The 25799-nt window shown below is 69.7% G+C and carries 26 protein-coding genes, 5 tRNA genes and 1 other RNA gene; 22 read left to right on the top strand and 10 right to left on the bottom strand.

Annotated elements, in window-relative coordinates; all coding sequences use genetic code 11:
* The first annotated feature begins 80 nt into the window (after nucleotides 1-80).
* The 6 genes from lon to SLW55_RS01935 all read left to right on the top strand — a co-directional run bounded on the left by lon (nucleotide 81) and on the right by SLW55_RS01935 (nucleotide 5610).
* On the top strand, nucleotides 81-2549 hold the full coding sequence (gene lon / locus SLW55_RS01960) for an endopeptidase La (protein WP_043092956.1): 2469 nt from the start codon (nucleotides 81-83) through the stop codon (nucleotides 2547-2549).
* Between the two features lie 88 nt (nucleotides 2550-2637).
* Nucleotides 2638-3051, top strand: a complete 414-nt coding sequence (locus SLW55_RS01955; RefSeq protein WP_267104330.1) for an HU family DNA-binding protein — start codon at nucleotides 2638-2640, stop codon at nucleotides 3049-3051.
* A gap of 11 nt (nucleotides 3052-3062) precedes the next feature.
* A tRNA-Val gene (locus SLW55_RS01950) sits at nucleotides 3063-3137 on the top strand.
* A gap of 27 nt (nucleotides 3138-3164) precedes the next feature.
* Nucleotides 3165-3241, top strand: a tRNA-Asp gene (locus SLW55_RS01945).
* A 117-nt stretch (nucleotides 3242-3358) separates the two neighbouring features.
* Nucleotides 3359-3435, top strand: a tRNA-Asp gene (locus tag SLW55_RS01940).
* Between the two features lie 186 nt (nucleotides 3436-3621).
* Complete coding sequence (locus SLW55_RS01935) at nucleotides 3622-5610, top strand: peptidylprolyl isomerase (protein ID WP_320744438.1); 1989 nt, start codon at nucleotides 3622-3624, stop codon at nucleotides 5608-5610.
* 441 nt (nucleotides 5611-6051) lie between these two features.
* Here the strand turns inward: SLW55_RS01935 and SLW55_RS01930 are convergent, their stop codons facing one another.
* Complete coding sequence (locus SLW55_RS01930; protein ID WP_267100311.1) at nucleotides 6052-7263, bottom strand: lytic transglycosylase domain-containing protein; 1212 nt, start codon at nucleotides 7261-7263, stop codon at nucleotides 6052-6054.
* The gene (gene gloB / locus SLW55_RS01925) at nucleotides 7260-8027 is read right to left on the bottom strand and encodes a hydroxyacylglutathione hydrolase (RefSeq protein ID WP_267100310.1); all 768 of its coding nucleotides are present in this window, start codon (nucleotides 8025-8027) and stop codon (nucleotides 7260-7262) included. The genes SLW55_RS01930 and gloB overlap by 4 nt, the downstream gene beginning before the upstream one ends.
* A gap of 12 nt (nucleotides 8028-8039) precedes the next feature.
* Here gloB and SLW55_RS01920 point away from each other — a divergent pair, with 12 nt between their 5' ends.
* From SLW55_RS01920 to dnaQ, 3 genes are read left to right on the top strand one after another with little or no spacing between them, the layout of a single operon-like run.
* Nucleotides 8040-8699, top strand: a complete 660-nt coding sequence (locus SLW55_RS01920) for a hypothetical protein (RefSeq protein WP_267100309.1) — start codon at nucleotides 8040-8042, stop codon at nucleotides 8697-8699.
* A gap of 12 nt (nucleotides 8700-8711) precedes the next feature.
* Complete coding sequence (gene rnhA / locus SLW55_RS01915; protein ID WP_267100308.1) at nucleotides 8712-9170, top strand: ribonuclease HI; 459 nt, start codon at nucleotides 8712-8714, stop codon at nucleotides 9168-9170.
* Nucleotides 9171-9199: 29 nt separating this feature from the next.
* The gene (dnaQ, locus tag SLW55_RS01910; RefSeq protein ID WP_267100307.1) at nucleotides 9200-9937 is read left to right on the top strand and encodes a DNA polymerase III subunit epsilon; all 738 of its coding nucleotides are present in this window, start codon (nucleotides 9200-9202) and stop codon (nucleotides 9935-9937) included.
* A 195-nt stretch (nucleotides 9938-10132) separates the two neighbouring features.
* Here dnaQ and SLW55_RS01905 read toward each other — a convergent pair whose 3' ends face one another.
* Nucleotides 10133-10837, bottom strand: a complete 705-nt coding sequence (locus tag SLW55_RS01905) for a protein phosphatase 2C domain-containing protein (RefSeq protein WP_017907821.1) — start codon at nucleotides 10835-10837, stop codon at nucleotides 10133-10135.
* Between the two features lie 209 nt (nucleotides 10838-11046).
* On the opposite strand from SLW55_RS01905, the gene SLW55_RS01900 reads away from it, so the two are divergent.
* A tRNA-Ser gene (locus SLW55_RS01900) sits at nucleotides 11047-11137 on the top strand.
* A gap of 283 nt (nucleotides 11138-11420) precedes the next feature.
* On the top strand, nucleotides 11421-11825 hold the full coding sequence (locus SLW55_RS01895; protein WP_017907820.1) for a DUF6165 family protein: 405 nt from the start codon (nucleotides 11421-11423) through the stop codon (nucleotides 11823-11825).
* A gap of 47 nt (nucleotides 11826-11872) precedes the next feature.
* Here the strand turns inward: SLW55_RS01895 and SLW55_RS01890 are convergent, their stop codons facing one another.
* Entirely contained in the window at nucleotides 11873-12127 is a 255-nt protein-coding gene (locus tag SLW55_RS01890; RefSeq protein WP_043092951.1) for a DUF2798 domain-containing protein, read from the bottom strand.
* Between the two features lie 199 nt (nucleotides 12128-12326).
* Complete coding sequence (locus tag SLW55_RS01885; protein WP_267113470.1) at nucleotides 12327-13376, bottom strand: glycosyltransferase family 9 protein; 1050 nt, start codon at nucleotides 13374-13376, stop codon at nucleotides 12327-12329.
* A gap of 20 nt (nucleotides 13377-13396) precedes the next feature.
* Here SLW55_RS01885 and SLW55_RS01880 point away from each other — a divergent pair, with 20 nt between their 5' ends.
* From SLW55_RS01880 to SLW55_RS01850, 7 genes are read left to right on the top strand one after another with little or no spacing between them, the layout of a single operon-like run.
* Complete coding sequence (locus SLW55_RS01880) at nucleotides 13397-14146, top strand: 3-deoxy-D-manno-octulosonic acid kinase (RefSeq protein WP_017914809.1); 750 nt, start codon at nucleotides 13397-13399, stop codon at nucleotides 14144-14146.
* On the top strand, nucleotides 14146-14904 hold the full coding sequence (locus SLW55_RS01875) for an MBL fold metallo-hydrolase (protein ID WP_320744437.1): 759 nt from the start codon (nucleotides 14146-14148) through the stop codon (nucleotides 14902-14904). Before SLW55_RS01880 ends, SLW55_RS01875 begins: the two co-directional genes overlap by 1 nt.
* Complete coding sequence (gene moaA / locus SLW55_RS01870) at nucleotides 14901-15935, top strand: GTP 3',8-cyclase MoaA (protein ID WP_320744435.1); 1035 nt, start codon at nucleotides 14901-14903, stop codon at nucleotides 15933-15935. Before SLW55_RS01875 ends, moaA begins: the two co-directional genes overlap by 4 nt.
* Before the next feature lie 3 nt (nucleotides 15936-15938).
* Entirely contained in the window at nucleotides 15939-16313 is a 375-nt protein-coding gene (locus SLW55_RS01865) for a nuclear transport factor 2 family protein (protein ID WP_043092947.1), read from the top strand.
* A 31-nt stretch (nucleotides 16314-16344) separates the two neighbouring features.
* Complete coding sequence (gene moaC / locus SLW55_RS01860) at nucleotides 16345-16863, top strand: cyclic pyranopterin monophosphate synthase MoaC (RefSeq protein ID WP_043092946.1); 519 nt, start codon at nucleotides 16345-16347, stop codon at nucleotides 16861-16863.
* Nucleotides 16860-17105, top strand: coding sequence for a MoaD/ThiS family protein (locus SLW55_RS01855; protein WP_017915900.1), 246 nt, complete (start codon nucleotides 16860-16862; stop codon nucleotides 17103-17105). Before moaC ends, SLW55_RS01855 begins: the two co-directional genes overlap by 4 nt.
* A gap of 3 nt (nucleotides 17106-17108) precedes the next feature.
* Nucleotides 17109-17555 (top strand): molybdenum cofactor biosynthesis protein MoaE, encoded by a 447-nt coding sequence (locus SLW55_RS01850; protein WP_320744432.1) that lies wholly within the window; start codon nucleotides 17109-17111, stop codon nucleotides 17553-17555.
* A 760-nt stretch (nucleotides 17556-18315) separates the two neighbouring features.
* Here SLW55_RS01850 and ffs read toward each other — a convergent pair.
* An RNA gene (gene ffs / locus SLW55_RS01845) (signal recognition particle sRNA small type) lies at nucleotides 18316-18412 on the bottom strand.
* 101 nt (nucleotides 18413-18513) lie between these two features.
* Nucleotides 18514-18606, bottom strand: a tRNA-Ser gene (locus tag SLW55_RS01840).
* A gap of 236 nt (nucleotides 18607-18842) precedes the next feature.
* On the opposite strand from SLW55_RS01840, the gene dnaX reads away from it, so the two are divergent.
* From dnaX to SLW55_RS01820, 4 genes are all read left to right on the top strand, one after another.
* Nucleotides 18843-20720 (top strand): DNA polymerase III subunit gamma/tau, encoded by a 1878-nt coding sequence (dnaX, locus tag SLW55_RS01835; protein ID WP_320744431.1) that lies wholly within the window; start codon nucleotides 18843-18845, stop codon nucleotides 20718-20720.
* A 6-nt stretch (nucleotides 20721-20726) separates the two neighbouring features.
* Nucleotides 20727-21047 carry a YbaB/EbfC family nucleoid-associated protein gene (locus SLW55_RS01830; RefSeq protein ID WP_017909282.1) on the top strand — a complete coding sequence of 107 codons (321 nt, stop codon included), beginning with the start codon at nucleotides 20727-20729 and terminating at the stop codon, nucleotides 21045-21047.
* 213 nt (nucleotides 21048-21260) lie between these two features.
* Nucleotides 21261-21875: a recombination mediator RecR gene (gene recR / locus SLW55_RS01825; protein ID WP_017909283.1), complete on the top strand. Its 615-nt coding sequence runs from the start codon at nucleotides 21261-21263 to the stop codon at nucleotides 21873-21875.
* Between the two features lie 75 nt (nucleotides 21876-21950).
* A complete protein-coding gene (locus SLW55_RS01820) occupies nucleotides 21951-22298 on the top strand; it encodes a histidine triad nucleotide-binding protein (protein WP_267124775.1) in 348 nt (115 codons plus the stop codon).
* A gap of 84 nt (nucleotides 22299-22382) precedes the next feature.
* Here the strand turns inward: SLW55_RS01820 and SLW55_RS01815 are convergent, their stop codons facing one another.
* From SLW55_RS01815 to SLW55_RS01805, 3 genes are read right to left on the bottom strand one after another with little or no spacing between them, the layout of a single operon-like run.
* Nucleotides 22383-22901 (bottom strand): Slp family lipoprotein, encoded by a 519-nt coding sequence (locus tag SLW55_RS01815; RefSeq protein WP_017914772.1) that lies wholly within the window; start codon nucleotides 22899-22901, stop codon nucleotides 22383-22385.
* Nucleotides 22898-24847 carry a DUF3488 and transglutaminase-like domain-containing protein gene (locus tag SLW55_RS01810; protein ID WP_320744429.1) on the bottom strand — a complete coding sequence of 650 codons (1950 nt, stop codon included), beginning with the start codon at nucleotides 24845-24847 and terminating at the stop codon, nucleotides 22898-22900. The genes SLW55_RS01815 and SLW55_RS01810 overlap by 4 nt, the downstream gene beginning before the upstream one ends.
* Complete coding sequence (locus SLW55_RS01805) at nucleotides 24840-25796, bottom strand: DUF58 domain-containing protein (RefSeq protein ID WP_267100648.1); 957 nt, start codon at nucleotides 25794-25796, stop codon at nucleotides 24840-24842. Before SLW55_RS01805 ends, SLW55_RS01810 begins: the two co-directional genes overlap by 8 nt.
* Nucleotides 25797-25799 lie beyond the last annotated feature (3 nt).

Raw genomic sequence — 25799 nt, 5'->3', positions numbered from 1 at the left:
AGCCGATGGCCCCATAACGGGGCCATCGGCGTTTTTATGGCCGCCCGCATCGCGTTCCCGCCTCCCAAATCGGAATCCTCATGGCCCAGTCCCAATCCGAAGTCCTCGACCTGCCGGTCCTGCCGTTGCGCGACGTCGTGGTCTTTCCGCACATGGTCATCCCGCTGTTCGTCGGTCGCGACAAATCCATGCGCGCGCTCGAGCACGCGATGGAGGCCGACAAGCGCATCCTGCTGGTCGCGCAGAAGTCCGCCGAGACCGACGACCCGGCGGCGGCCGACTTGTACAACGTCGGCACGCTGGCGCAGGTGCTGCAACTGCTGAAGCTGCCCGACGGCACCATCAAGGTGCTGGTCGAGGGCCTGTCGCGGGTCAGCGTCGACAAGGTCGCCGAGCGCGACGGCGCGCTGCAGGGCGAAGGCCGCGAGATCGATGCCGCCGAATCGCGCGAGGAGCGCGAAGTCGAGGCGATCGCGCGCTCGCTGATGTCGCTGTTCGAGCAGTACGTCAAGACCAACCGCAAGCTGCCGCCGGAGCTGCTGCAGACCCTGTCCGGCATCGACGAGCCCGGCCGCCTGGCCGATACCATCGCCGCGCACATCGGCGTGCGCCTGGCCGACAAGCAGCGCCTGCTGGAAACCCTGGAAGTGGGCGAACGCCTGGAGATGCTGGTCGGCCTGGTCGACGGCGAGATCGACGTGCAGCAGCTGGAAAAGCGCATCCGCGGCCGGGTCAAGTCGCAGATGGAGAAGAGCCAGCGCGAGTACTACCTCAACGAGCAGATGAAGGCGATCCAGAAGGAACTGGGCGACCTCGACGACGCGCCAGGCGAGCTGGAGGAGCTGGCGCGCAAGATCGCCGAGGCCGGCATGCCCAAGCCGGTCGAGACCAAGGCCAAGGCCGAACTCAACAAGCTCAAGCAGATGTCGCCGATGTCGGCCGAAGCCGCGGTGGTACGCAACTACCTCGACTGGCTGCTGGGCGTGCCGTGGAAGAAGCGCAGCAAGGTGCGCAAGGACCTGAAGGTCGCGCAGGAAACCCTCGACGCCGATCACTACGGCCTGGAGAAGGTCAAGGACCGCATCCTCGAGTACCTGGCGGTGCAGTCGCGGGTGAAGCAGATGAAGGGGCCGATTCTGTGCCTGGTCGGACCGCCGGGCGTGGGCAAGACCTCGCTGGGCCAGTCCATCGCCAAGGCCACCAACCGCAAGTTCGTGCGCATGTCGCTGGGCGGCGTGCGCGACGAGGCGGAGATCCGCGGCCATCGCCGCACCTACGTCGGCTCGATGCCGGGCCGCATCGTGCAGAACCTCAACAAGGTCGGCAGCAAGAACCCGCTGTTCGTGCTCGACGAGATCGACAAGATGTCGATGGATTTCCGCGGCGATCCGTCCTCGGCGCTGCTGGAAGTGCTCGACCCCGAGCAGAACAACGCCTTCAACGACCACTACCTGGAAGTGGACCTGGACCTGTCCGAAGTGATGTTCGTGGCGACCTCCAATTCGCTGAACATCCCCGGCCCGTTGCTGGACCGCATGGAGGTGATCCGCATCCCCGGCTACACCGAGGACGAGAAGCTCAACATCGCGACGCGCTATCTGGTGCCCAAGCAGCTCAAGGCCAATGGCCTGAAGCAGGACGAGCTGGAGATCGGCGCCGACGCGATCCGCGACATCGTGCGCTACTACACGCGCGAATCCGGCGTGCGCAACCTCGAGCGCGAAGTGGCCAAGATCTGCCGCAAGGTGGTCAAGGAGATCGCCCTGGCCGGTCCGCAGCCGGCCGCCCCGGCGAAGAAGGCCGCAGCGAAGAAGGGCGCCGCGCGCAAGGACAAGGCGCGCGTCAGCGTCGGCTCGAAGAACCTGGACAAGTACCTGGGCGTGCGCCGCTACGACTTCGGTCGCGCCGAGGAGCAGAACGAGATCGGCCTGGTGACCGGCCTGGCCTGGACCGAGGTCGGCGGCGATCTGCTGCAGATCGAATCGACCCTGGTCCCGGGCAAGGGCGCGGTGATCCTGACCGGCCAGCTCGGCGACGTGATGAAGGAATCGGCGTCGGCCGCATTGTCGGTGGTGCGTTCGCGCGCCGAACGGCTCGGCATCGAGGCGGACTTCCTGCAGAAGCACGACGTGCACCTGCACGTGCCCGACGGCGCCACGCCGAAGGACGGCCCCAGTGCCGGCATCGCGATGGTGACCTCGCTGGTGTCGATGCTGACCAAGGTGCCGGTCAAGTCGGAGGTGGCGATGACCGGCGAGATCACCCTGCGTGGCCGCGTCTCGGCGATCGGCGGACTCAAGGAGAAGCTGCTGGCCGCATTGCGCGGCGGCATCCGCACCGTGCTGATCCCCGAGGAGAACCGCAAGGATCTGGCCGACATCCCGGAGAACGTCACCCGCGATCTGAAGATCGTGCCGGTGAAGTGGATCGACGAAGTGCTGGATCTGGCACTGGAGCGTCCGCTCGCGCCCAAGCCCGCCGCCGACGCCGAACAGGCACCGTCGCGGCGCAAGCAGAAAGCATCCTCGAACCCGCGCGTCAAGCACTGACGCGCGCTGAACCGCACCCGCGCAAACGGCTCAAACCCGCGCCGTTGTTGGCTTTTCGGCTTGCGCGGGTATGGGCCCGCTGGTATAAATGCAGCGCTTGCGAGCACCGCGAACGGGCGTGCTTGGTAGTGAAAAACATATCCATCGGGGTCTCGCCCAGGCGAGGCAGGCCACGCCGACACCCGATCCTCAATCCGCGGTCTTCTGCCGCACATGGAGTCATCAAGAAATGAATAAAGCCGAACTGAACGACGCGATCGCCGCTGCCGCCGACATCTCCAAGGCCGAAGCCGGTCGTGCCATCGACGCCTTCGTGTCGGAAGTGACCAAGGCCCTGAAGAAGGGCGACAGCGTCACGCTCGTGGGCTTCGGCACCTTCCAGGTGCGCGACCGTGCCGAGCGCACCGGCCGCAACCCGAAGACCGGCGACTCCATCAAGATCGCGGCGTCGAAGAATCCGACGTTCAAGGCTGGTAAAGCGCTGAAGGATGCCGTAAACTAATCGACTCGCTAGGGTGCTTAGCTCAGCGGTAGAGCGTCTCCTTTACACGGAGAGGGTCGGGGGTTCGAAACCCTCAGCACCCACCAGAGCACCGAGCGACAAGTTTCAAAAGCGGAGTGGTAGTTCAGTCGGTTAGAATGCTGGCCTGTCACGCCGGAGGTCGCGGGTTCGAGTCCCGTCCACTCCGCCAGTTGTACTGAAGCCCCCGAGCGATCGGGGGTTTCGTTTCTCGCAGTCGCCGCCACGCGCCAGCGTCGGCCCGGCCTTTGCGGGAAAGCGGGCCTCGCGCCCGCCTCCGTTCAAACGCGGAGTGGTAGTTCAGTCGGTTAGAATGCTGGCCTGTCACGCCGGAGGTCGCGGGTTCGAGTCCCGTCCACTCCGCCATTTGTACGCGAAACCCCCGAGCGATCGGGGGTTTCTTTTTTTCCGCAGTGCGCTGGTTTGGTCGTCGATGCGCTCCGGATTCGCCGCTTCGACGCATGAGCGGCGCGGGTTGCCGGGCCGCCGGTTCTGCCGCAAGGCGTGAAGCGGGTTAAACTGCGCGGCTCGCCAATAGGCCGTCGGTTCCCAATGCTGCAGAAACTTCGCGAAAAGACCTCGGGCTGGATCGCCACCGCGATCATCGGTCTGTTGATGATTCCGTTCCTGTTCGTCATCGACAACAGCTACCTCGGTGGCGTCGGTGCCAACAATGTCGCCAAGGTGCAGGCGCCGCCGTCGTGGTGGTCGTCGGCGCCGTCGTGGTGGCCGGTGTCGCTGCTGTGGCAGCACCACGAAGTGAGCACGGAGCAGTTCCGTACCCGCTTCGAGCAGGCGCGCATCCAGGCGCGCGAACAGCAGGGCGAGAACTTCGATCCGCGCGCGTTCGAAAGCATCGACAACAAGCGCAAGCTGCTCGATCAGCTGATCGACGAGCAGGTGGCGAAGCTGTCGGCAGAACGCGCCGGCGTGGTCATCGGCGATGCCGCGGTGCGCGATTACATCAGCTCCATGCCTGCGTTCCAGAACGACGGCAAGTTCGATCCGGAGCGCTACCGCCTGGCTCTGGCCTCGGGCACGCCGCCGCGTACGCCGACCATGTTCCAGCAACTGGTGCGCGACGCGCTGCAGCAGTCGGTGATTCCGTCGGGCATCGCCGAATCGGCGTTCGCCACCAAGCCGGAAACCGAGCGCCTGCTGAAGATGCTGGGCGAGACCCGCGACGTGGAGATGGCGCTGTTGCCGGAAATGCCGGCCGACACCGCACCGGTCAGCGACGCGCAGGTGCAGCAGTGGTACGACTCGCACAAGTCCGACTTCAAGCAGCCGGAAACCGTGACGATCGAGTACGTCGACCTCAACGCGGCCAGCCTGCCGCCGGTCAAGCCGGCCGACGAGGCGACGCTGCGCAAGCGCTACGACGACGAGAAGGCGCGCTTCGTCGAGCCCGATCAGCGGCTGGCTTCGCACATCCTGATCAGCGCCGGCAAGGACGCGGCCTCGCAGAAGGCGGCCGAGGCCAAGGCGGCCAAGCTGGCGGCCGAAGCCAAGCAGCCCGGCGCCGATTTCGCCGCGCTGGCCCGCGCCAACTCCGATGACCCTGGTTCCAAGAACGCCGGCGGCGATCTGGGCTGGGTGGAGAAGGGCGTGATGGTGAAGCCGTTCGAGGACGCGCTGTTCGCGATGAAGCCCGGCGAGATCGTCGGCCCGATCAAGAGCGAATTCGGCTATCACGTGATCCAGCTGCGCCAGGTCAAGGGCGGCGAAGGCAAGTCGTTCGAGCAGGTGCGCGACCAGCTCGCCAGCGAGCAGTTGAAGGCAGACGGCGAGAAGGCCTTCAGCGACCTGAGCGGCAAGCTGGTGGACCTGGTCTACAAGAACCCGACCGCGCTGGCTTCGGCGGCGAAGGAAGTGGGACTGCCGGTGCAGACGCTGGGACCGTTCTCGCGCGCCACCGCCAGCGGCATTGCCGCACAGCCGGCGGTGCTGCGCGCCGCGTTCTCCGACACCCTGGTGCAGGACGGCACGGTCAGCGACCCGATCAACCTGGGGCCGAACCACAGCGTGCTGATCCGCGTGACCCAGCACCAGCCGGAGCAGATCCAGCCGCTGGCCAAGGTGCACGAACAGGTCGTGGCCGCGGTGCATGCCGACCGCACCGCCAAGGCTGCCGCTGCCAAGGCCGATGCGCTGCTGGAGCGTTTGCGCAAGGGCGAGACCCTGCAGGCCCTGGCCGGCCCGGAGAAGCTGCAGATCAACCCGATGCCGGGTCTGCCGCGCAACGTGCCGATGCCGAGTGCGCAGGCCAGCCAGGCGATCTTCAGCGCGCCGCAGCCGGCCGACGGCAAGCCGTCGGTGGGCAAGGTCGAGCTGCCTGCCGCGCCGGGCACCGTGGGCAAGCGCTATGCGCTGTTTGCGGTCACCAAGGTGACGCCGGGCGACCTGAGCAAGGTGCCGGCCGAGCAGCAGACGATGTTCCAGCAGCAGCTGGCGCGGATCGAAGGCGAGGCCGATGCCAAGGCCTACGTCGATGCGATGCGCAAGCACTTCAAGATCAGCGTGCAGGAATCGCAGCTGTAACCGCTGCTTCGACAGCGCAAAGCGGCACGCAACAGGCCCGGCATTGCCGGGCCTGTTGCGTTTCAGGTGCGTGGTTTATCGGCGTGTGCGATTTGCTGTGGGGGAGGCGCGCAACGTTGACGCAAGTGTGGACGTGCGCCTGCCGATGGCCGGCATGCCTTCAGTGGCGCGAATGGGCGGCAAGCGCGTTACGTCGCTACCTTGGCCGGCGCGATGCGCTGTCCCTGCTGGCGGCCATCGAAACAGAGTCTGTTGCCGATGGCGCGTGCGCGCAGTTGCGCTAGCGGCTGGACGTGGCGATACGCCTGCCTTCCAGGCGCTCATGCTGATCGTAGGTGCCCATCGGGCCGAGGAAACGGGTGGTCATCCCCGCAGCGTGGCGGCACATCCGCGGACGTTGCAGCATGGGCCGGGCCTCGTCCCGCCGCAGCGGGAGTGCGATCAGTCCTCGTAGCTCAGCACCATGCCGGGACGCAGCACGCTGCGCGCGGACAGGCCGTTCTTCATCAGCAGCGCCTGCACGGTGATGCCGTAGCGCTTGGCGATGTTCCAGGCGGTGTCGCCGTCGCGCACGGTGTGCGTGTGGCGGGAGCGTGCGCCGGCGCGCGTGGCACGGTTCGGCGCGGGAGTGTCGTCGGCGCTGGCCACGGTGGCGACGACCGGGGCGTCGTCCTGCGCCGGCGGCGCGGTGTCCTGGGCCAGCACGGGGCCGCCCAGACTGCGCGGCGCCAGCACCGGCAGCGCGCGCTTGGTGCTGCGGCCACTGCCCAGGGCCGGGTTCAGCCGGGCGAGCTGATTGCCCTGCAGCGCCTGGCGCCGCGCCCATTCGTCCAGTGCCATGCCGGCGGGCAGGGTCTGCGCCTGCAGGATCGGCACGTCGCGGTCCAGCGAGGCCATCCATTCGTCGCGGGTCTGCGCCTGTTCCAGCACGCAGGCCAGCGCGTGCAGTTTCTCGACGTAGGCGTAGGTGACCGAGGACAGCCCGGGCAGCTTGTCCGGCTGCGCGTTCTGCGCGTTCATGCCGGCGCGGCGCATCGACTGCAGCACGCGGTATTCGCCGGCGTTGTAGGCCATGATCGCCAGGCGCCAGTCGCCGCCGAACATGCCGTGCAGGGTCTTCAGATAGCGCACTGCGGCGCGGGTGGAGTCCACCGCGGACAGACGGCCGTCGTAACCGTTCTCCAGCGGGACATCGTGGTTGCGCGCGGTGCCCGGGATGAACTGCCACAGGCCGGCGGGGCCGCTGCTGTTGCGCGCCGCCGGGCGGTAGCCGCTCTCCACGAACGGGATCAGCGCGAATTCGGTCGGCAGGTTGGCCGCACGCAGTTCGTCGACCACGTAGCCGAACAGCGGCAGCACGTCCTCGTCCTCGTCGGCCAGCCGTGACGGCGCGCGCGAGAACTGCTGCTGCCAGCGCGCGTCGGTGGCGCCGGCGTCGCAGCGCGCATCGGCCAGGCCGTCGCGGAAACGGGCGAGGATGTCGTGCCCGTTACGGGTGGTCGGCGGCGGCAGTGCCGCCGCGTCCGTCGGTAGGCCGTTCAGGCCGGCTACGGTCTGCTCAAGTGCCGCTGCAAGCGGGGTCGCGGCCGCCGCGGGGGGCGCCGCCGACGCTATCGCCAGCGTCAGCGCCGCCGTCAACGCCAGCGCCCTCATGCGCGGAAATCGTCTTTCCAGCGCCTCAATTCGGCGAAGACTTCCACTTCGTCGGACACCCCCCGGCCGAGCCGGGCGCCGATCGCCTGCTGGATCGCCGCCGAAGCGGTGCGCAGGAACGGATTGGTCGCCAGTTCGGTGGCGAGAGTGACGGGAACGGTGGGGCGGGCAGCGTGACGCATGGCCTGGGCTTCCTGATGGCGCTGCCGCAGGGCAGCGTTGGTGGGATCGACCGTGACGGCGAATGCCGCATTGGCCAAGGTGTATTCGTGTCCGCAGCAGACCAGCGTCTGCCCCGGGAGGGCGGACAGGCGCTGCAGCGAACCCAACATCTGGGAGGGCGTACCTTCGAACATGCGCCCACAGCCCAGGCTGAACAGCGTATCGCCGCTGAACAGGTGGCCGTGGCCGACATAGGCCAGGTGCGAGCGGGTGTGGCCGGGGACGGCCAGGGTATCGAACTGCCAGTCCAGCACCTTCACGACCTCGCCATCTCCGACCCGCTCGCACGAAAATCCGGCAATGCGGGGGTCGTCCGGCGCGTACACCGGCAGATCCGGCCAGCGTTCGCGCAAGGCGGCGACGCCACCGATATGGTCGTCGTGGTGATGGGTCAGCAGGATGGCGGCGGGTTGCAGCCCTTGGGCCGCGGCCTCCAGCACCGGCTCGGCCTGGCCTGGATCGACCAGCAACGCACGCCCGTCGTCCGTGGCGATCGCCCAGATGTAGTTATCCTGGAATGCGGGCAGGGCGATCAGTCGCATAGAATTGGCACCATGCCTGCCGTGTCGCTCCCTCGTCAAGCCAACGTCTCATCCTGGTTTGATACTGCCGGGGCGCAGGCGTTGCTGCAGGCCGAGCAGCCGCTGATCCTCGACGCCTTGCTCAAGCGCCCCGCGCAGCCCTGGCTGTGGCTGGCCCCGGTGCCGCTACCGTCCCCCGCGCGCGAGCTGCCGGGGCGGGGCGTGCGCCTGCACCGCAGCGCCTGCGGCTACGCCGGCGACCTGGTGTGCACGCTGCCACTGCCGCTGCCGTCGGAAAGCGTCAACGCCATCGTCCTGCAGCACGTGCTCGCCGCCGACGCGGCGGCGCTGCTGGAGGAATGCGAGCGCATCCTGATGCCGGGCGGGCGGCTGTGGCTGTTCGCGCTCAATGCGGTGAGCCCGTACCGGCTGCGCTGGCGCCGCCAGGGCCTGGTGGCGCGTCCGCCAGGTAGCTGGCGCGGCCTGCTCGAACAGGTCGGCCTGCCGTGCGTGGAGCAACTGCGCTATCTCGGGCCGGTGTGGCCGACCCGCGGCGGCGTCGGCCCTGCCACCTCCACCGCGCCGCTGCGCGCGGTCTGCCTGCTGCAGGCGGAAAAACGCACCGCCGCCGGCATCGGCCCCATTCCGCTGCGCGCGCCGGTCCGCTGGCGCGGCTCGGTCGCTTCCATCTGAACACGGAGTTTCATGAAGACTGTCGACATCCATACCGATGGCGCCTGCCTCGGCAACCCCGGCCCCGGCGGCTGGGCCGCGCTGCTGCGCTACAAGGGACTGGAGCGCGAGGTGGCCGGCGCCGAGGCGCACACCACCAACAACCGCATGGAGCTGATGGCCGCGATCATGGCCCTGGAGACGCTCAACGAGCCGTGCCAGATCGTGTTGCACACCGACTCGCAGTACGTGCGCCAGGGCATCACCGAATGGATGCCGGGCTGGGTGCGCCGGCAGTGGAAGACCGCCGGCGGCGATCCGGTCAAGAACCGCGATCTGTGGGAGCGGCTGCATGCGGCCGCGCAGCGGCATACGATCGACTGGCGCTGGGTCAAGGGCCACAACGGCGATCCGGACAACGAGCGGGTCGACCAGCTGGCGCGCAACCAGGCCCTGCACGTGCGCGCCGGCGGCGCCGCCGGCGCGACCTGATCTTGTCTCCCTTTTCCGCTGCGAGTCCCATGCGTCAGATCATCCTCGATACCGAAACCACCGGCCTGGAATGGAAGAAGGGCAACCGTGTCGTCGAAATCGGCGCGGTGGAACTGCTCGAACGCCGCCCCAGCGGGCGCAACTTCCATCGCTACCTGCGCCCGGACTGCGATTTCGAACCCGGCGCGCAGGAAGTCACCGGCCTGACCCTGGATTTCCTTGCCGACAAGCCGGAATTCCACGAGGTGGTCGACGAATTCCTGGAGTTCATCGACGGCGCCGAGCTGATCATCCACAACGCCTCGTTCGACCTGGGCTTTCTGGATTACGAACTGTCGCGGCTGGGCGAGTCCTACGGCCGCATCCTCGATCGCGCCACGGTGATCGACACCCTGCTGCTGGCGCGCGAGCGCTTCCCCGGCCAGCGCAATTCGCTGGACGCGCTGTGCAAGCGGCTGGGCGTGGACAACTCGCACCGGCAACTGCACGGCGCGCTGCTCGATGCGCAGATCCTCAGCGACGTGTACATCGCGCTGACCTCCGGCCAGGAGGAAATCGGCTTCGCCCTGGCCGAGGACGGCGCCGCGCATGCGGCGGCGCAGGGTCCGGCATTTGACATGACCAGGCTGCTGCCGCGGCCGCGGGTGTTGCCGACGGCCTCGGAACTGGAAGCGCACCAGGCGCGGCTGGAGAAGCTGCGCAAGAAGGCCGGCCGCGCGCTGTGGGACGACGCCGAACCGGTCGTGGCGGACGCGGTGGCCGGCTGAAGGGCGCTCGAATGACGATGGGACGTCTGTTGTAGGAGCGGCGTCAGCCGCGACGGAGCGTTCCCGGTAAAGCCCGGTCGCGGCTGCAACTGCTCCTGCAGGGCAGCCTGGCCGGCTTGAGCGTTGAGAATGCAGTATCCAGCGGTGCCCTGACGTGGTTTGCGCGGACGGAGCGGCGGCCGCGCCGCACCGAATTCAGTGACAGCGCACCAGGATCGCGGTGATGTTGTCCGAGCCGCCTTCGTCGAGCGCGGCGGCGACCAGCATGTCCACGCACTCCTGCGCGCTGCAGTCGTCGTGGCCCAGCGCGTTGGCCAGGCCGGCATCGTCCACTTCCTCGGTCAGCCCGTCGCTGCACAGCAGCAGGCGCATGCCCGGGCGTAGCTCGCCGGTCATCGTCGCCACGTTCAGGTGCTGCGGATCGGTGACGCCCAGTGCCTGGGTGACCACGTTGCGGTGCGGATGCGCGCGCGCCTGTTCGGCGGTGAGCGCGCCCTGCGCGATCAGTTCCTGCACGTAGCTGTGGTCCTGGCTGAGCTGGGCCAGCTTGCCGTCGCGCCACAGATAGGCGCGGCTGTCGCCGACCCAGGCCACCTCGAAGCGGTTGCCCTGGACCCGCGCCGCCACCACCGTGGTGCCCATCGGCAGGGTGTCGTTGCGGCGCTGCGAGGCGCGGATGATCTCCTCGTCGGCGATGCGGATGGCCTGCGCCAGTGCGGTGCCGCCGCGCACTTCGCGCACGATGGCCTCGCGCGCCAGCGCGCTGGCGACCTCGCCGCAGGCATGGCCGCCCATGCCGTCGGCCACCAGCCACAGCCCCAGTTCGTGGTCGCCGTAGTAGGTGTCCTCGTTGAGGTCGCGGCGCAGGCCGACGTGGGTGAGATGTCCGAATTCGATCATTGCGCGCCTGCGGCCGGCCGGTGTTTTCTGGGGTCGACGGGCATCATCGCGGTCGCGCGCGGATCAGGCAATCGCCGCACGCGGCACGCAGCAGGCGGGGTTCATCGCCCCGCGGCGCCGGGGCGCTTGCGGGGGCTCGGCGCCTGGCCGCTTGTCCGCGCGCGGCGGGGACCGTATGATGCACGCCCCCGGTCCGCCGGGGACCACCCGGGAAGGTGGCAGAGTGGTTGAATGTACCTGACTCGAAATCAGGCAGGCGTTTATAGCGCCTCGGGGGTTCGAATCCCCCCCTTCCCGCCAGTTTCATCGCGCGCGCACCCTCCAGCGGTCGCAGAGTGTGATCGGTGCAGGAGTGGGGGGTGAGAAGCCACGCGGGTTCGACCCATCGGCGACAGCCGATGCGCACGGCGCAGTCGCCCGCAGGGCGAGGTGCAGCATGCACCGAGTGCATCCCCCCCTTCCCGCCAGTTTCGCATCAGGCCCCGTCAGGGGCCTTTTGTTTTTGGGCGATCGCGACAGCGTGCCGACGCCGCTTTAAGACGCGGCCGTTACACTCTCTTTTCTCCTGTTTTTGGTGTCTGCCATGTCCGAAATCCTGGTGCCCGTGTCCTTCGGCGAATTGCTCGACAAGATCGCCATCCTGCAGATCAAGTCCGAGCGCATCGAAGATCCGGGCAAGCTGGCCAATGTGCGTGCCGAACTGTCGGCGCTGGAAAAGACCTGGATGGCGCATCCGGCGGCCGGCGGCGACGTGGCGCGCCTGCGCGCGGAACTGAAGGCGGTCAACGAGCGCCTGTGGGTGATCGAGGACGAGATCCGGATCAAGGAGAAGGCGCAGGCCTTCGACGAGGAGTTCATCAAGCTGGCGCGCAGCGTGTACTACGAAAACGACGAACGCGCGCGGCTCAAGAAGGAAATCAACCTGGCACTGGGCTCCAGCTACGTGGAAGAGAAGTCCTACCAGGACTACCGCAACGCCTCGGCGTGAGGGCAGAGTTCCGGGAGGCGTTGCCGTCTCCCGGAACGCGCCGCACCTCAGTTGCGTGCGACCACCAGTCCGGTCAGGCGCCGCACCAGCGGCAGCACCAGCAGCAGGGTGGGGAAGGCCACCAGCCAGGACAGCGCCCAGGCGCCGAGCCAGAGCGTGCCGACGCCGGGCGCCAGCCCGACGCTGCGCAGGGTGCTGATCATCGAGACGATGCAGGTCATCAGCACCGACAGCAGCAGCGGGGTCACCCAGGCGGCGTGGCGCGGGGACAGCTTGCGGGAAAACAGCGGGGAACGTGACATTGCGGACTCTCCGTAAGCCGGTCGATCGAAGGCGCCACCCACCAACGGCCTGCCAGGCCCGGGCGGGAAACAGCCCCGGACGGATCCGGCGCAGTTGGCGCGTTGATTGACGTAAACGCTTACGGCGGCTCCTGCGGGCCGGGTCGGCGGCAGGACGCGCGGCGATGGTAGAGCGGCGCCGCGGGCGCCGCAACCGGGCTCAGTGGCCGTGGTCGGCGCGATAGCGCTCGAATGCGGCGATCGCATCGTCCACCGCGATGAGCTCCATCACCCCGTCGAACTCGATCTTGCTGCCCCACTTCAACTGCGCGGCCGGCTTGCCCAGGTATTTGCGCGCAGCCGCGTCGTACTTGTCCACGCAGTAGCGGATGTCCGAATACGGGCCGCTGCGGCGCGGGTTGCTGGCCGCGTGCAGGCCCAGCACCTTGGTGCCCATGGCGTTGGCGATGTGCATGGGGCCGGAGTCGGGTGTCATCACCAATGCGGCGCGCTGCAGCAGCGCCGGCAGTTGCTTGAGCGTGTCGCGGCCGACCAGGTCGAGCACCGGCGTGCGCGCCGCTGCGACGATGGCGTCGGCGGTGCTGCGCTCCAGGTCGCTGCGGCCGCCGCACAGCACCACCCGCCAGCCCTGCGCGGCGGCATGGTCGGCCACCGCGGCGTAGCGCTCGGCATACCAGTTGCGACGCTGATGGCTGGAGCAGGGCGAGATCAGCAGCGCCGGACGGCCGTCCTCGGGCCATTGCGCACGCGCCCAGGCATGGGCGTCCTCGGGCACTGGCAGGTCCCAGCGCACCTCGGTCTGGCGCAGCCCCAGCGGCTCGCAGAAGCTGCCGATCGCCTCCAGTACGTGGATGCCGGGGCGGTCGGGGATGCGTTCGTTGACGAACAGGCCGTGCAGGTCCTTGGAGCGGCTGCGGTCGTAGCCGATGCGGCGGCGCGCCGGCACGAACGCCGACAGCACGTTGGCGCGCAACGCCACCTGCATCTGCAGCAGCGCGTCGAAACCTGGCGCCGGCAGGGCGCGGCGCAAGGCGCGCATGCCGGCCAGGCCGCTGCGCTTGTCGTAGGGGTGGAAGACCACGCCCGGCAGACCGTCGAGCAGCTTGTGCCCGGCCTTGTCGATGATCCAGTGCAACGCCGGCGCCTGCGGCCAGGCGCGTTGCAGGGTCCGTACCAGCGGCACCACGTGGGTCACGTCCCCCAGCGCCGACAGGCGCAACAGGCACAACGAAGGGAGCGTTGCCGGCATGGTGTTGTTAGACTCGCTGGATGGTTGCATTCGACGCCACCGAAGCGCTGACGCCGTACCGCGAGGGCCGCGGATACGGAGCCATTCTGTTCGACCGCGAACGGCTGCGGCAAGCCGAACCGGCGCTGTTCTCCGCCGCCGCCTGGGGCGAACGCGCGCGCCCGGTGGATGCCGGCGGCCGCGGCGGCGCCTGGTTCGTCGATGCCCCGTTCGGCAGTTGCGTGCTGCGCCAGTACCGCCGCGGTGGGCTGGTCGCCAAGCTGGTCCGCGACCGCTACCTGTGGACCGGTGCCGACCGCACCCGCAGCTTCGCCGAGTTCCGGCTGATGCGCGCGCTGATCGCGCGCAAGCTGCCGGTGCCGCGGCCGCTGGCGGCCTGCTATCTGCGCCAGGGGTTGCGCTACCGCGCGGCGATCCTGATGGAGCGGCTGGAGGGCGTGCGCTCGCTGGCCGAGCGCGCACATCTGGCCGGCCGCGGCGCGCCGTGGGAGGAGGCGGGGCGGCTGATCGCGCGCTTCCATCGCGCCGGCCTCGATCACGCCGACCTCAACGCGCAGAACATCCTGTTCGACGGCAACGGCCGCGGCTGGCTGATCGACTTCGACCGCGGCGTGCTGCGCATTCCTGCCACCCGCTGGCGCGAGCGCAACCTCAAGCGGCTGCGTCGTTCGCTGCTGAAACTGCGCGGCGAGCGCAGCGTCGATGCGGTGGAGAAGGACTACGCGCGCCTGCGCCGCGCCTACGACCTGGCCTGGGAGCGCGGCTGCTGATGGCGGACTGGGCGCTGCGTTTCCAGGGCGTGGGCAATGCTTCGGCGGTGGCGCTTGGCTCGCCGATGGCCACCATCGAGCGCGATGGCCGGCCATGGCTGACCATCGACTGCGGCGGCGAGGGGCTGACCGCCTATCAGGCGCACTACGGCGCGATGCCGCAGGCACTGTTCGTCACCCATGTGCATCTGGACCACGTCGCCGGCTTCGAACGGCTGTTCGTGGACAGCTATTTTTCCGAGCGTCGCGGCAAGGTGCGCCTGTACGTGCCGGCGACGGTGGTGCCGCTGCTGCACCGCCGCGTGGCCGACTATCCGAACGTGCTGGCCGAGGGCGGCGCCAACTTCTGGGATGCGTTCCAACTGATCGCGGTGGGCGATGCGTTCTGGCACGAGGGCGTGCGCCTGGAGGTGTTCCCGGTGCGCCACCACTGGCCGGAGACCGCCTACGGCCTGCGCCTGCAGGGCGCGCTGGTGTGGAGCGGGGACACCCGGCCGATCCCGGAAATGCTGAACCGGTATGCCGACGACGGCGAACTGGTGGCCCACGACTGCGGTCTTCACGGCAACCCGTCGCATACTGGGGTGGACGACCTGGAGCGGGAATACCCCGCAGAGCTGCTGCAACGGACCATGCTCTACCACTACGCCAGCGACGACGATGCCGAGGCCCTGCGCGCCCGCGGCCACCGCGTGGCGTGCCCGGGCGAGCGCGTGGCGCTGGCCGCGCCGTGCGCGCCGCAGGTGCCGGCGGGATGAACGCGCTGCCGCGCCCGCCGCTCGCGTCGGCGACGCCGGCGGACCGGCGCGGGCGGCCGTTGCGCGACCTGCGCCTGTCGGTGATCGAGGCCTGCAACTTCCGTTGCGGCTACTGCATGCCGGCCGACAAGGTCCCGGACGATTACGGCTTCGACGCCGCTTCGCGGCTGTCGTTCGCGCAACTGGAGACCCTAGCCCGCGCCTTCGTCCGCAACGGCGTCAACAAGCTGCGCCTGACCGGCGGCGAACCGCTGCTGCGCCGCGATCTGCCCGAGTTGGTGCGGCGGCTGGCGCGCATCCCCGGCGTGGACGATCTGGCCATGACCACCAATGGCGCGCTGCTGGCACGGCATGCGCAGGCCTTGCGCGAGGCCGGCCTGCGCCGGGTCACGGTCAGCCTGGATGCGATCGAGCCGACGGTGTTCCGGAAGCTGTCCGGTGACCGTGGCGAGATCGCGCAGGTGCTGGAGGGCATCGACGCGGCGGTCGCGGCCGGGCTGGGGCCGGTCAAGCTCAATTGCGTGGTCCAGCGCGGCATCAACGACGACCAGGTGCTGCCATTGTTGGCGCATTTCCGCGGCAGCGGCCATGTGCTGCGCTTCATCGAATACATGGACGTCGGTACCTGCAATGCCTGGCGCCGCGAGCGGGTGGTGCCGGCCGCCGAGTTGCGTGACCGCATCGCCGCGCGCTGGCCGCTGCAGGCGCTGGCGCCGCACTATTCCGGCGAGGTCGCCGCGCGCTATGCGTTCGCCGATGGCGGCGGCGAGATCGGCTTCGTCACCTCGGTCAGCACGCCGTTCTGCGGCGATTGCCACCGCGCTCGCGTGTCCGCCGACGGCCATCTCTACACCTGCCTGTTCGCGGGCGAGGGCACCGACCTGCGGTCGGCGCTGGCGGGGGGCGAGGAGGCGCTGGCCGAACGCGTGCGTGCGCTGTGGGAACGCCGCGACGATCGCTACAGCGAACTGCGCGGCGCGGCGACCGCCACGCGCGGCAAGCACGTCGAAATGTTCCTGATCGGCGGTTGAGCCATGGACGCCGCCGTGCAACGCGCGCTGGTCGCGCTGGAACTGGAATTGCTGGAACCGGCGGTGCGTGCCTCGGCGGCGCGCGTGGCGGAACTGCTCGACGACGCCTTCGTCGAGTTCGGTGCCTCCGGCCGCTGCTTCGACAAGCCAGCGGTGCTCCAGGCGTTACCGGCTGAGTCGGGCGCATTTCGCTACTGTGCATTCGACATCGATGTGCAGCTGCTGGAACCGGAGTTGGCGCACCTGCGTTATCGCAGCGAGCGCAGCGGCGGTGGCGAGCCGCCGCGACAGGCGCTGCACAGTTCGCTTTGGCGGTATCGCGACGGCCAATGGCGCATGCTGTTCCACCAAGGCACGCCGATCCCCGGCGGCGCTTGAAGATCGCGCCGTGGGAGCGGCAGCGCAATCCATGACCAAGAAGACCTCCGCCACGTCCGCGCGCGCCGTCGCGCCGGCGCTCACCCATCTGGACCCGCAGGGATTGCCGACCATGGTCGACGTCTCCGCCAAGGCTGCCACCGCGCGTGTGGCGGTGGCCGAGGCGCAGGTGCGCTTTCCCGCGGCCGTGGCCGCGCAGTTGCGCGCCGATGCGCTGCGCAGCGCCAAGGGCGGAATCGTCGACACCGCGGTGATCGCCGGCACGATGGCGGTCAAGCGCACCCACGAACTGATTCCGTTCTGCCATCCGCTGCCGATCGACGGCTGCCGCTTCGCCATCGACTGGCGCTCGCCGCAGGTGCTGGGCATCGAATGCACGGTGCGCACCGTGCACCGCACCGGCGTGGAGATGGAGGCACTGACCGGCGCCAGCGTCGCCGCGCTGACCGTCTACGACATGTGCAAGGCGCTGACCCACGCGATGACCATCGGCCCGGTGCGGCTGGTCGGCAAGCGTGGCGGCAAGCGCGACGTCGGGAGCGTGGCATGAGCGTCCAGGTGAGCGTGCTGTACTTCGCCAGCCTGCGCGAGGCTGCGGGCCTGGAGCGCGAACAGGTGCGCACCGATGCGCCCGACCTGCGCGCGCTGTATGCCGAACTCGATGCCCGCCATGGCCTGCGCTGGCCGCTGGATCGCTTGCGGGTGGCGGTGGACAGCGCCTTCGTCGGCTGGGACGAGGCGGTGCGCGACGGCAGCGAAGTGGTGTTCATTCCGCCGGTTTCGGGAGGCTGAGCCATGTCCACCGAACCGCGTTTCCGGCTGGCCGACCACCCGCTCGACATCGCCACGCTGCGCGCGCCGCTGGCGCACGCCCAGGCAGGCGCCTATGCCAGCTTCGAAGGCTGGGTGCGCGACCACAACGACGGCCGCGCGGTCGACGGCCTGCACTACGAGGCCTACGCCGCACTGGCCGAGGCCGAAGGCCAACGCATCGTCGACGAGGCCCTGGCCCGCTTCGCCATCCTCGACCTGCGCTGCGTGCACCGCGTCGGCGAACTGGCGATCGGCGACCTGGCGGTGTGGGTTGGTGTGGTCGCCGCGCACCGAGGCGCCGCGTTCGACGCCTGTCGTTACGTCATCGACGAGGTCAAGGCGCGCGTACCGATCTGGAAGCGCGAACGCTACCGCGACGGCGATGCGGGCTGGCTGCATCCGGAGGCGCAGGCGCCGCAACCCGAGTAGCGGCGCGCGCGACCAGGTGTCGATCGTGTCTTCGTAGAGGAGGGTGGTAACCCGCCGGCTGACCGCGCCAGGCATAGTCTGCCGCCGCAAGGCTCTCTGTGCCGTCGCCACGGCCGGAACGAATGACACGCCGGGATGGTTGTTGCTTTCTTATAGGCGCAGCCGCTGCCTGAGATCTAGGCTGATCGTTCGTCGTCGTAGAAGGGTGGTAACCCCGCCGGCTGACCGCGCCAGGCATAGCCTGCCGCCGTGCGGATTTCTGTGCCGTCGCCACGGCCGGAACGAATGACAGGCCGTGATGGCTGTTGCTTTCTGCAGGCGCAGCCGCTGCTTGCGATCTAGGTTGATCGTTCGTCGTCGAGAAGGGTGGTAACCCCGCCGGCTGACCGCGCCAGGCATAGCCTGCCGCCGCAAGGATCTCTGTGCCGTCGCCACGGCCGGAACGAATGACACGCCGGGGTGGCTGTTGCTTTCTTATAGGCGCAGCCGCTGCCTGCGATCGAGGCTGATCGTTCGTCGTCGTAGAAGGGTGGCAACCCCGCCGGCTGACCTCGACGCCCGCGTCGATCGATACGCGCCGAAGTGGTGCCGCCGTTGTAGAGATGCGTGCGCCGTCGCCACGGCCGGTGCCAACGACTAGCCAGGGACCCGACGCGGGCGGAAGGCGTGGCGTACCGCGAGGATGCTCATGCCTGGCAGGGCGCATCGCGCAGGCAATGTGTGTCCATGCGGCAGGCAGCGTTGCAGGACGAGGGTGGTAACCCCGCCGGCTGACCTCGGCGCCCGCGTCGATCGATACCGTTGCTGCCTTCCGGCCCTGGCGGGGTTTTCGACCTAGCGTCGCGAGGGGCCGACGGGGCCACCATAGAGACGAAACCGCGCCAGTGGCGCGGTCTTTCCTCATTTGAACACCGCCACCAAGGTGGGAGCATTCTGCGAGAGGACACGCATTCGAATCTGGCGGAGAGAGGGGGATTCGAACCCCCGAAGCGCGGTTTAGACGCTTACACACTTTCCAGGCGTGCTCCTTCAACCACTCGGACACCTCTCCGGGTCTTGCGCGGGCCATGCGGTCCGGGCAAGGGCGGGAATTCTAGCCGTCATGGCCGCCGTTCACAAGGCGAATCGCGGCCGCCGCGCTGACCGGCGTCACCTTTGCCCTGTTCATCGTCGCAGGCAGCCCTGCGCCAAAGGTCGGCGCGCGCGTGATGGCGGATGACCGGGCGACTGAACGATCGCGATGGCCCGGCGTGGCACAATGGCGGTTCAGATGAAGACGGTCGCCTGATGTCCTATCTCGTTCTCGCCCGCAAGTGGCGCCCCAAGCGTTTCGCCGAGCTGGTGGGGCAGGAGCATGTGGTCCGCGCGCTCACCAACGCGCTGGACAGCGGCCGGGTGCACCACGCGTTCCTGTTCACCGGCACCCGCGGCGTCGGCAAGACCACGATCGCGCGCATCTTCGCCAAGTCGCTGAACTGCGAGCAGGGCACCAGCGCCGACCCGTGCGGTCAGTGCGCGGCCTGCCTGGACATCGACGCCGGCCGCTACATCGATCTGCTGGAGATCGACGCCGCGTCCAACACCGGTGTGGACGACGTGCGCGAGGTGATCGAGAACGCGCAGTACATGCCCTCGCGCGGCAAGTTCAAGGTCTACCTGATCGACGAAGTGCACATGCTCTCCAAGGCGGCGTTCAACGCGCTGCTGAAGACCCTGGAAGAGCCGCCGGAGCACGTGAAGTTTCTGCTCGCCACCACCGACCCGCAGAAGCTGCCGGTGACGGTGCTGTCGCGCTGCCTGCAGTTCAACCTCAAGCGCCTGGACGAGGAGCAGATCCAGGGGCAGATGACCAAGATCCTGGCCGCCGAGCAGATCGAGGTGGATGCCTCGGCGATCGTGCAACTGGCCAAGGCCGCCGACGGCAGCCTGCGCGACGGCCTGTCGCTGCTCGACCAGGCCATCGCCTATGCCGGCGGTGCGCTGCGCGACGACGTGGTGCGAACGATGCTGGGTACGGTCGATCGCACCCAGGTCGGGGCGATGCTGGACGCCCTGGCCGATGCCGATGGGCAGCGGCTGCTGCAGGTGGTGGCCGGGCTGGCCGAGTTCTCGCCCGACTGGGGCGGGGTGCTGGAGGCGCTGGCCGAGGCCCTGCATCGCATCCAGGTGCGGCAACTGGTGCCGGGCGCGGCCATGCCCGCGCTGGACGGACTGGACCCCGCGCCGCTGGCCGAGCGCCTGCGGCCGGAGATCGTGCAGCTGTGGTACCAGATGGCGCTGAACGGGCGCCGCGACCTGTACCTGGCGCCGAGCCCGCGCGCCGGGTTCGAGATGGCGCTGCTGCGCATGCTGGCGTTCCGGCCGATGGGCGCCGCGGCGCTGCCGGCCGGCACGACGACCGGCGCGGCTACCCCCACCCAGGGGCACGGCAATGCGACGGCGGCCGCTGCCAGTGCGCCTGCCGCGGCGATGGCGGCACCGGCCGCGGTGCCTGTCGCTGCCCCGGCGGCGCCTGCCGTTGCCGCGCCGGCGCAGGTTCCCGCTGCGCCCGTCGCGGCTGCGCCCAGTGCGGCGGCGGCCCCGCTCGATCCGCCATGGGATCCGCCGGCACCGCCGGCGGCACGCCCAGCGCCGTCCGCGCCCGTCGCGACGCCGGCGCCAGCGGTCGTTCCGGCCGCGGCCACGGCCGCCGCCGCCGAACCGGAAATGGCGATGGTGCCGCCGCTGGCGCCGCCGCGCACCCACGCCGCCGTGTCCGATACGCCGCGCGCGCTGCACAGCGCCGAGGACTGGCTGGAACTGGTCGCCGATTGCGGCCTGAGCGGCCCGTCGCGGCAACTCGCCGCCAACGCCGCCTTCGTCAGCCATGCCGAGGGCGTGCTGCGGCTGTCGCTGTCGCCGGGCTTCGAGTACCTGCAGTCGGAACGCTCGCTGGGCGAACTGGCCGCGGCCCTGGCCGATGCGCTGGGTCAGCGTCCGAAGATCGTCATCGAAAGCGGCATCGCGGTCGATGCCGAAACCCTGCATGAGCGCTCGCACCGGCAACGCGGCGAGCGCCAGAACGCGGCCGAGACCGCGTTCATGAACGACCCGGCGGTGCAGGCGCTGATCCAGCAGCAAGGCGCGCGGGTCGTCCCCGATTCCATCCGTCCCTACGATGAGTGAACCACGATGCGCGGCAATATCGCCCAACTGATGCAACAGGCGCAGAAGATGCAGGAAAACCTGCAGCGCGCCCAGGAAGAACTGGCCAAGCTGGAAGTCACCGGCAGCGCCGGCGGCGGCATGGTCAACGTGACCCTGACCGGCGCCAAGGAGTGCCGCAAGGTGCGGATCGATCCGAGCATCCTCGCCGACCAGGAGATGGCCGAGGACCTGATCGCCGCTGCGTTCAACGATGCGTCCAACAAGATCGATGCCGAATCCAAGGCGCGCATGGGCGCGGCCACCGCCGGCATGCCGATCCCGCCGGGCATGAAGCTGCCGTTCTGAGTTGCCGGGATTGGGGATTCGGGAGTGGGGATTCGCGGTGTCTCGCGAGTGCGCTGCCTTTCCTGCTTCGGTGAATTCCTCTTGCAGGAGCGGCTTCAGCCGCGACCGGTCAGGTCAAGCCGTAGCGGCTGAAGCCGCTCCTACGAAAACATCGCGTGACAGCGATGTTTCTTTTGCGAATCCCCAATCCCTACTCCCGAATCCCCAACCACAATGAGCTCGCCGCTGCTCGAACAACTGATCGATGCGTTCCGCGTGTTGCCTGGCGTCGGCCAGAAGACCGCGCAGCGCATGGCGTATCACGTGCTCGAGCGCGAGCGCGAGGGCGGGCAGCGTCTGGCCGAGCGGTTGCACGAGGCGATCGAGCGCATCGGCCATTGCGCGCAGTGCCGCGATTTCAGCGAAACCGAGGTCTGCGCGATCTGCGCCAGCCCGGCCCGCGATCGCCAGCAGCTGTGCGCGGTGGAGTCGCCGGCCGACCGCCTGGCGATCGAGCACGCCACCGGCTACCGCGGCCTGTACTTCATCCTGCAGGGCCGGCTGTCGCCGCTGGACGGCATCGGACCGCGCGAGCTGGGCCTGGACCGGCTGGCCGCGCGGTTGGCGCAGGGCGAGGTGGCCGAACTGATCATCGCCACCAACTCCACCGTCGAAGGCGAGGCCACCGCGCATTACCTGGCGCAACTGGCGCGTCAGCATGGCGTGCGGCCGAGCCGGTTGGCGCAGGGCCTGCCGCTCGGCGGCGAGCTGGAGTACGTGGATCGCGGCACGCTGTCGCACGCCTTCGGCAGCCGCAGCGAAGTGCCGCGCACCGGCACCGGCGAATAACCGCCGCACGCGGCTGCGGTACGACGCCGAATTGGGCTATAACGGCGGCCCCTTCTTTCGTTCCGGGCGCGCTCCATGGACACCATCTTCGGCAAGATCATCCGTCGCGAAATTCCGGCCAGCATCGTCTACGAGGACGACGCCGTGCTCGGCTTCAAGGACATCGCGCCGCAGGCGCCGGTGCATGTGCTCTTCATTCCCAAGCAGGTGGAGATTCCGACCCTGGACGACCTGGCGCCGGAGCAGGCGACCCTGGTCGGCCGGCTGGTGCTGGCCGCGGCCAGCTATGCGCGCGAGCAGGGCCTGGCCCAGGACGGCTACCGGGTGGTGATCAACTGCCGCGAGCACGCCGGGCAGACCGTGTTCCATCTGCACCTGCATCTGCTCGCCGGCGCGCCGCTGGGACACTTCGGCACGCCCTGAGTCGCGCGGCCGGCGCCAACCGGCAGGTATAAAAAAACGCCGCTGGGATCAGCGGCGTTTTTCGTTGCGGCAGAAACGCAGGGCTTACCACCAGCCCCAGCGCGGACCCCACGGGCCCCACGGGCCGCCCCAGGGGCCGTACGGATAGGCGGGCACCACTTCGACCTGGCGCACCACCGGCCACAGGTACACCACGTCCGCGTCCATCTTCGGCAGGCGGTAGTCGTACTCGCCGATGCGGGTGTTGTCGTAGCCGGACACGTGGCCGATGAAGGTCACCTCGCGGCCGGGCTCGAACACCGCCGGGTCGTAGAAGCCGGCGCGGCAGGCGATGAAGCGGCCATCGCTGGCGTCGGCGGCATCGCTGTCCGGGCGGCCGCTGGCATTGAGCGGACGCGACAGCATCTGGAAGCAGGTCTGGCCCTGGCCGGGCGTGGTCTTGATGATCTTGCCGCCCCAGCGCACCGGCGCGCCGGCCTGCTGGCCGGCGACCGAGTCGCGCGGACTGACAGGCGCGAACTGGCCCTGCAGCGGCTTGGGGGCGGTGGCGCAGGCGCCGAGCGCCAACGCAGCGATCACGGGGAACAGCAGGCGAATCTTCATCGGGATGCTCCAGTGGGCGGACGGTGCCTGCGCAGGTCGCGCAACAATGAAGCGCTGTCCGAATCAGCGCCAGCGTAGCGCGCATCGGCGAAACGCCGGCTGAGCGGAATCAGGCTCGCATCGCCGGTTTCCCGCTGTACGCGCGCCGCCCACGCCAGGGCCGGTTCGTGCGGGTCGCGGCCCAGCCCGCGCCGGGCGTAGCGCCGGCCCAGCGCCCGCCAGGCGCGCAGCAGCGGATCGCGTTCGCGCTCGCCGCGGGCCAGCCACCAGGCCATCGCACCCAGCAGCAGCACCGCGAACCCGGCGAACAGCGCCACCAGTTGCCCGGGTTCCAGGCGGGCGATGCCGAACTGGCTGAGCAGACGCTGCTGGCGGTTGGCATCGAAGGACAGCACCAGGTCGTTCCAGCCGCGCCGTGCCCAGTCGGCGAGGTCGCGCCAGCGCCAGTCGGCGCCGCCGCCCTGCGCGCCGGCATCGCTGCCCAGGCGGTCCTCCAGGGTGTCGTAGATGCGTTCCGGCGCCACCGCCGCGGTCGGGTCCACCCGCACCCAGCCGCGTTGCGGCAGCCACACCTCGGCCCAGGCGTGCGCGTCCATGCGCCGCACCACCCAGTAGTCGCCGAACGCATTGCGGGTGCCGCCGGCATAACCGGTGACCACACGTGCAGGAATGCCGGCGCCGCGCATCAGCACCACGAACGCCGAACTGAAGTGCTGGCAGAACCCGGCCTTCTGCTGGAACAGGAACTCGTCCACGCCGTCGCGGCCGGGCAGCGGCGTCTCCAGGGTGTAGGCGAAGTCGCGGCGGATCCATTGCAGGGCGCGGGCGACGATCGCCGCATCGTCGGCGCCGGCCTGCTGCCGCCACTGCCGGGCCAGCGCCAGGGTGCGCGGGTTGTAGCCGGGCGGTAACGCCAGCGCGCGCTGCCGTTGCGCCGGCGCGAGATCGGGCTCGACCCGCTGCGGTAGCGCCGACCGCAGCCGCCAGCGGGTCAGCGCGCTGAGCGGGCGCTCGGTCTGCAGCACGGCGTCGGCCGTCAGCCGGGTGCCGGCCGGTGCCTGCCGCGGCAGGTCCAGGGCGACCAGTTGCCGGCGGTCGGTCGGTTCCACCTCGAGCTGGTAGTCCCAGCCGCCGGGTGCGAGCTGGATCGTGGGTGCCGGCGCGAAGGCGTTCTCGCGCTGCGCACGCCAGGTGCGACCGTCGAAATCCCACAGCACCGGGCCGCGCCAGTAGCGCTGCGCCGGCGCCGGCACCGGGCCGAAGAACTGCACGCGCAACGCCGGGGTGTCGTCGGCCAACAGGTCCAACCATTCCCCGGGGCTCATCGTGTCCGACAGGCCGGGACGGCCCAGCGCACGTTCCGGTACGCCCCACAACGGCGAGCCCAGGCGCGGGAACAGCCAGAACGCGGCCAGCGCCAGCGGCAGGCCCAGCGCCAGCAGGCGGCCGACGCCGCGCAGTTGCCCACGCAACGGGCGCCGCGCGCTGTGGCCTTCCTGGTCGGCCAGGCGCTGCATGCACAGCAGGGCCGCGATCACCGCGGCCAGCCCCAGCGCCATCGTCACCGGCCCCTGGTCGAGCAGGAAGGCGGCGAACGGCGCGAACAGGGCGAAGCCGAGCAGGCTGCGCGCATCGCGCAGGCTCTTCAGTTCCGAGGGCTTGATCGCCAGCATCGCCGCCAGCAGTGCGCAGCCGGTGTCGCGGCCGAAGCGCAGGCCGACCTGCCAGTACAGCGCCGCGAGCATGACGGCGACCAGGACCAAGCGCAGCAGCGCCGGCAGCGGCCGCCACGCCGAACTGGCGCCGATCAGCAGGGCGGACAGCGCGATCAGCCAGGCCAGGGTGCCGGGTAATTGCAGCAGCAGCGGCAGCAAGGCCAGCAGCGCCGCGCCCAGCGCCCAGGCGCGGCTGGCGGCGTGCAGTGCGGGCGAGTGTGGCTCAGTCATGCGGCAGCAGCGCCAGCGCGCGCAGGCACAGATGCCGGTGCTGCGGGCCGCGGCCCGGCCCCAGCGCCGGTTGCCCAGGCAGCAGCAGGCGGTAGCGGCGGCCGTCGCGTTCGGCTTCCTCGACCCAGCGCGCCAGCCGCGCGATGCGGCGTTCGTGCGGCAAGGCCGGCAGCGTGCGCCAGTCCAGTACCACGTCCACGCCGATCGGGCGTTCGTACTCGCGCACCAGCAGGGTGTCGCGGCGCGCCGAGTGTTTCCACGCGATCGCCCGCGGCGCATCGCCGGCGCGGTAGGGACGTAACTGATGCAGTTCCTCGCCGAGCGCGTGCAGGCGGGTCTGGGTTGGGGTGCCGGCGCCTGCAGGCAGCGGCGGGCCGTCGGCTTCCGGTTGCGGATAGACCAGCAGCGGGGCATCCGGCCAGAACCAGGCCCAGGCGCGCAGCAGGCCCAGCGGCTGGGTGGTGGAGACCTGGATGCGTTGCAGGTCCAGCCAGCCGCGACGCTCGGTGGGCACCTCCAGGTCGGCCTCGTTGCGATCGTCGCGGTGCAGGTCCAGGTAGGTGTGGGCGGCACCGTGGCGCACGCGCAGGCCGCGGCGGCGGCGGCCGTCGGCGGTGGCCAATGCCAGCCGCAGGCGCAGCGGTTGCCCGGCCGCGACCGGCTCGGCCGACAGCGCCTCCAGGCGCAGTCCGGACAACTGCAGATGGGCGACGATGGCGCTGGCCATCGCCGCCGCGCCAAGCAGCATCGCCAGCAGCAGCGCGGGGTTGTTGTTGTAGTTCAGCGCGCCGAGCAGCATCGCCGCCAGCAGCAGCGCCAGGAAGCCGCCGAACGGCGTCGGCAGGATGTAGATGCGGCGCCGGTCCAGATGCACCGGCAGCGCTTCCGGCGCGCGCGGCGCGGCCAACTGCGCCAGTCGCTGCCGCCAGTCGCGCCGCCCGCTCGGCATCGG

Source organism: Xanthomonas sp. LF06-19 (assembly GCF_034105425.1).
Lineage (GTDB): Bacteria > Pseudomonadota > Gammaproteobacteria > Xanthomonadales > Xanthomonadaceae > Xanthomonas_A > Xanthomonas_A sontii.
Note: the sequence above shows the minus strand (reverse complement) of the source record. Positions and strands in the feature narration are given on the sequence as shown.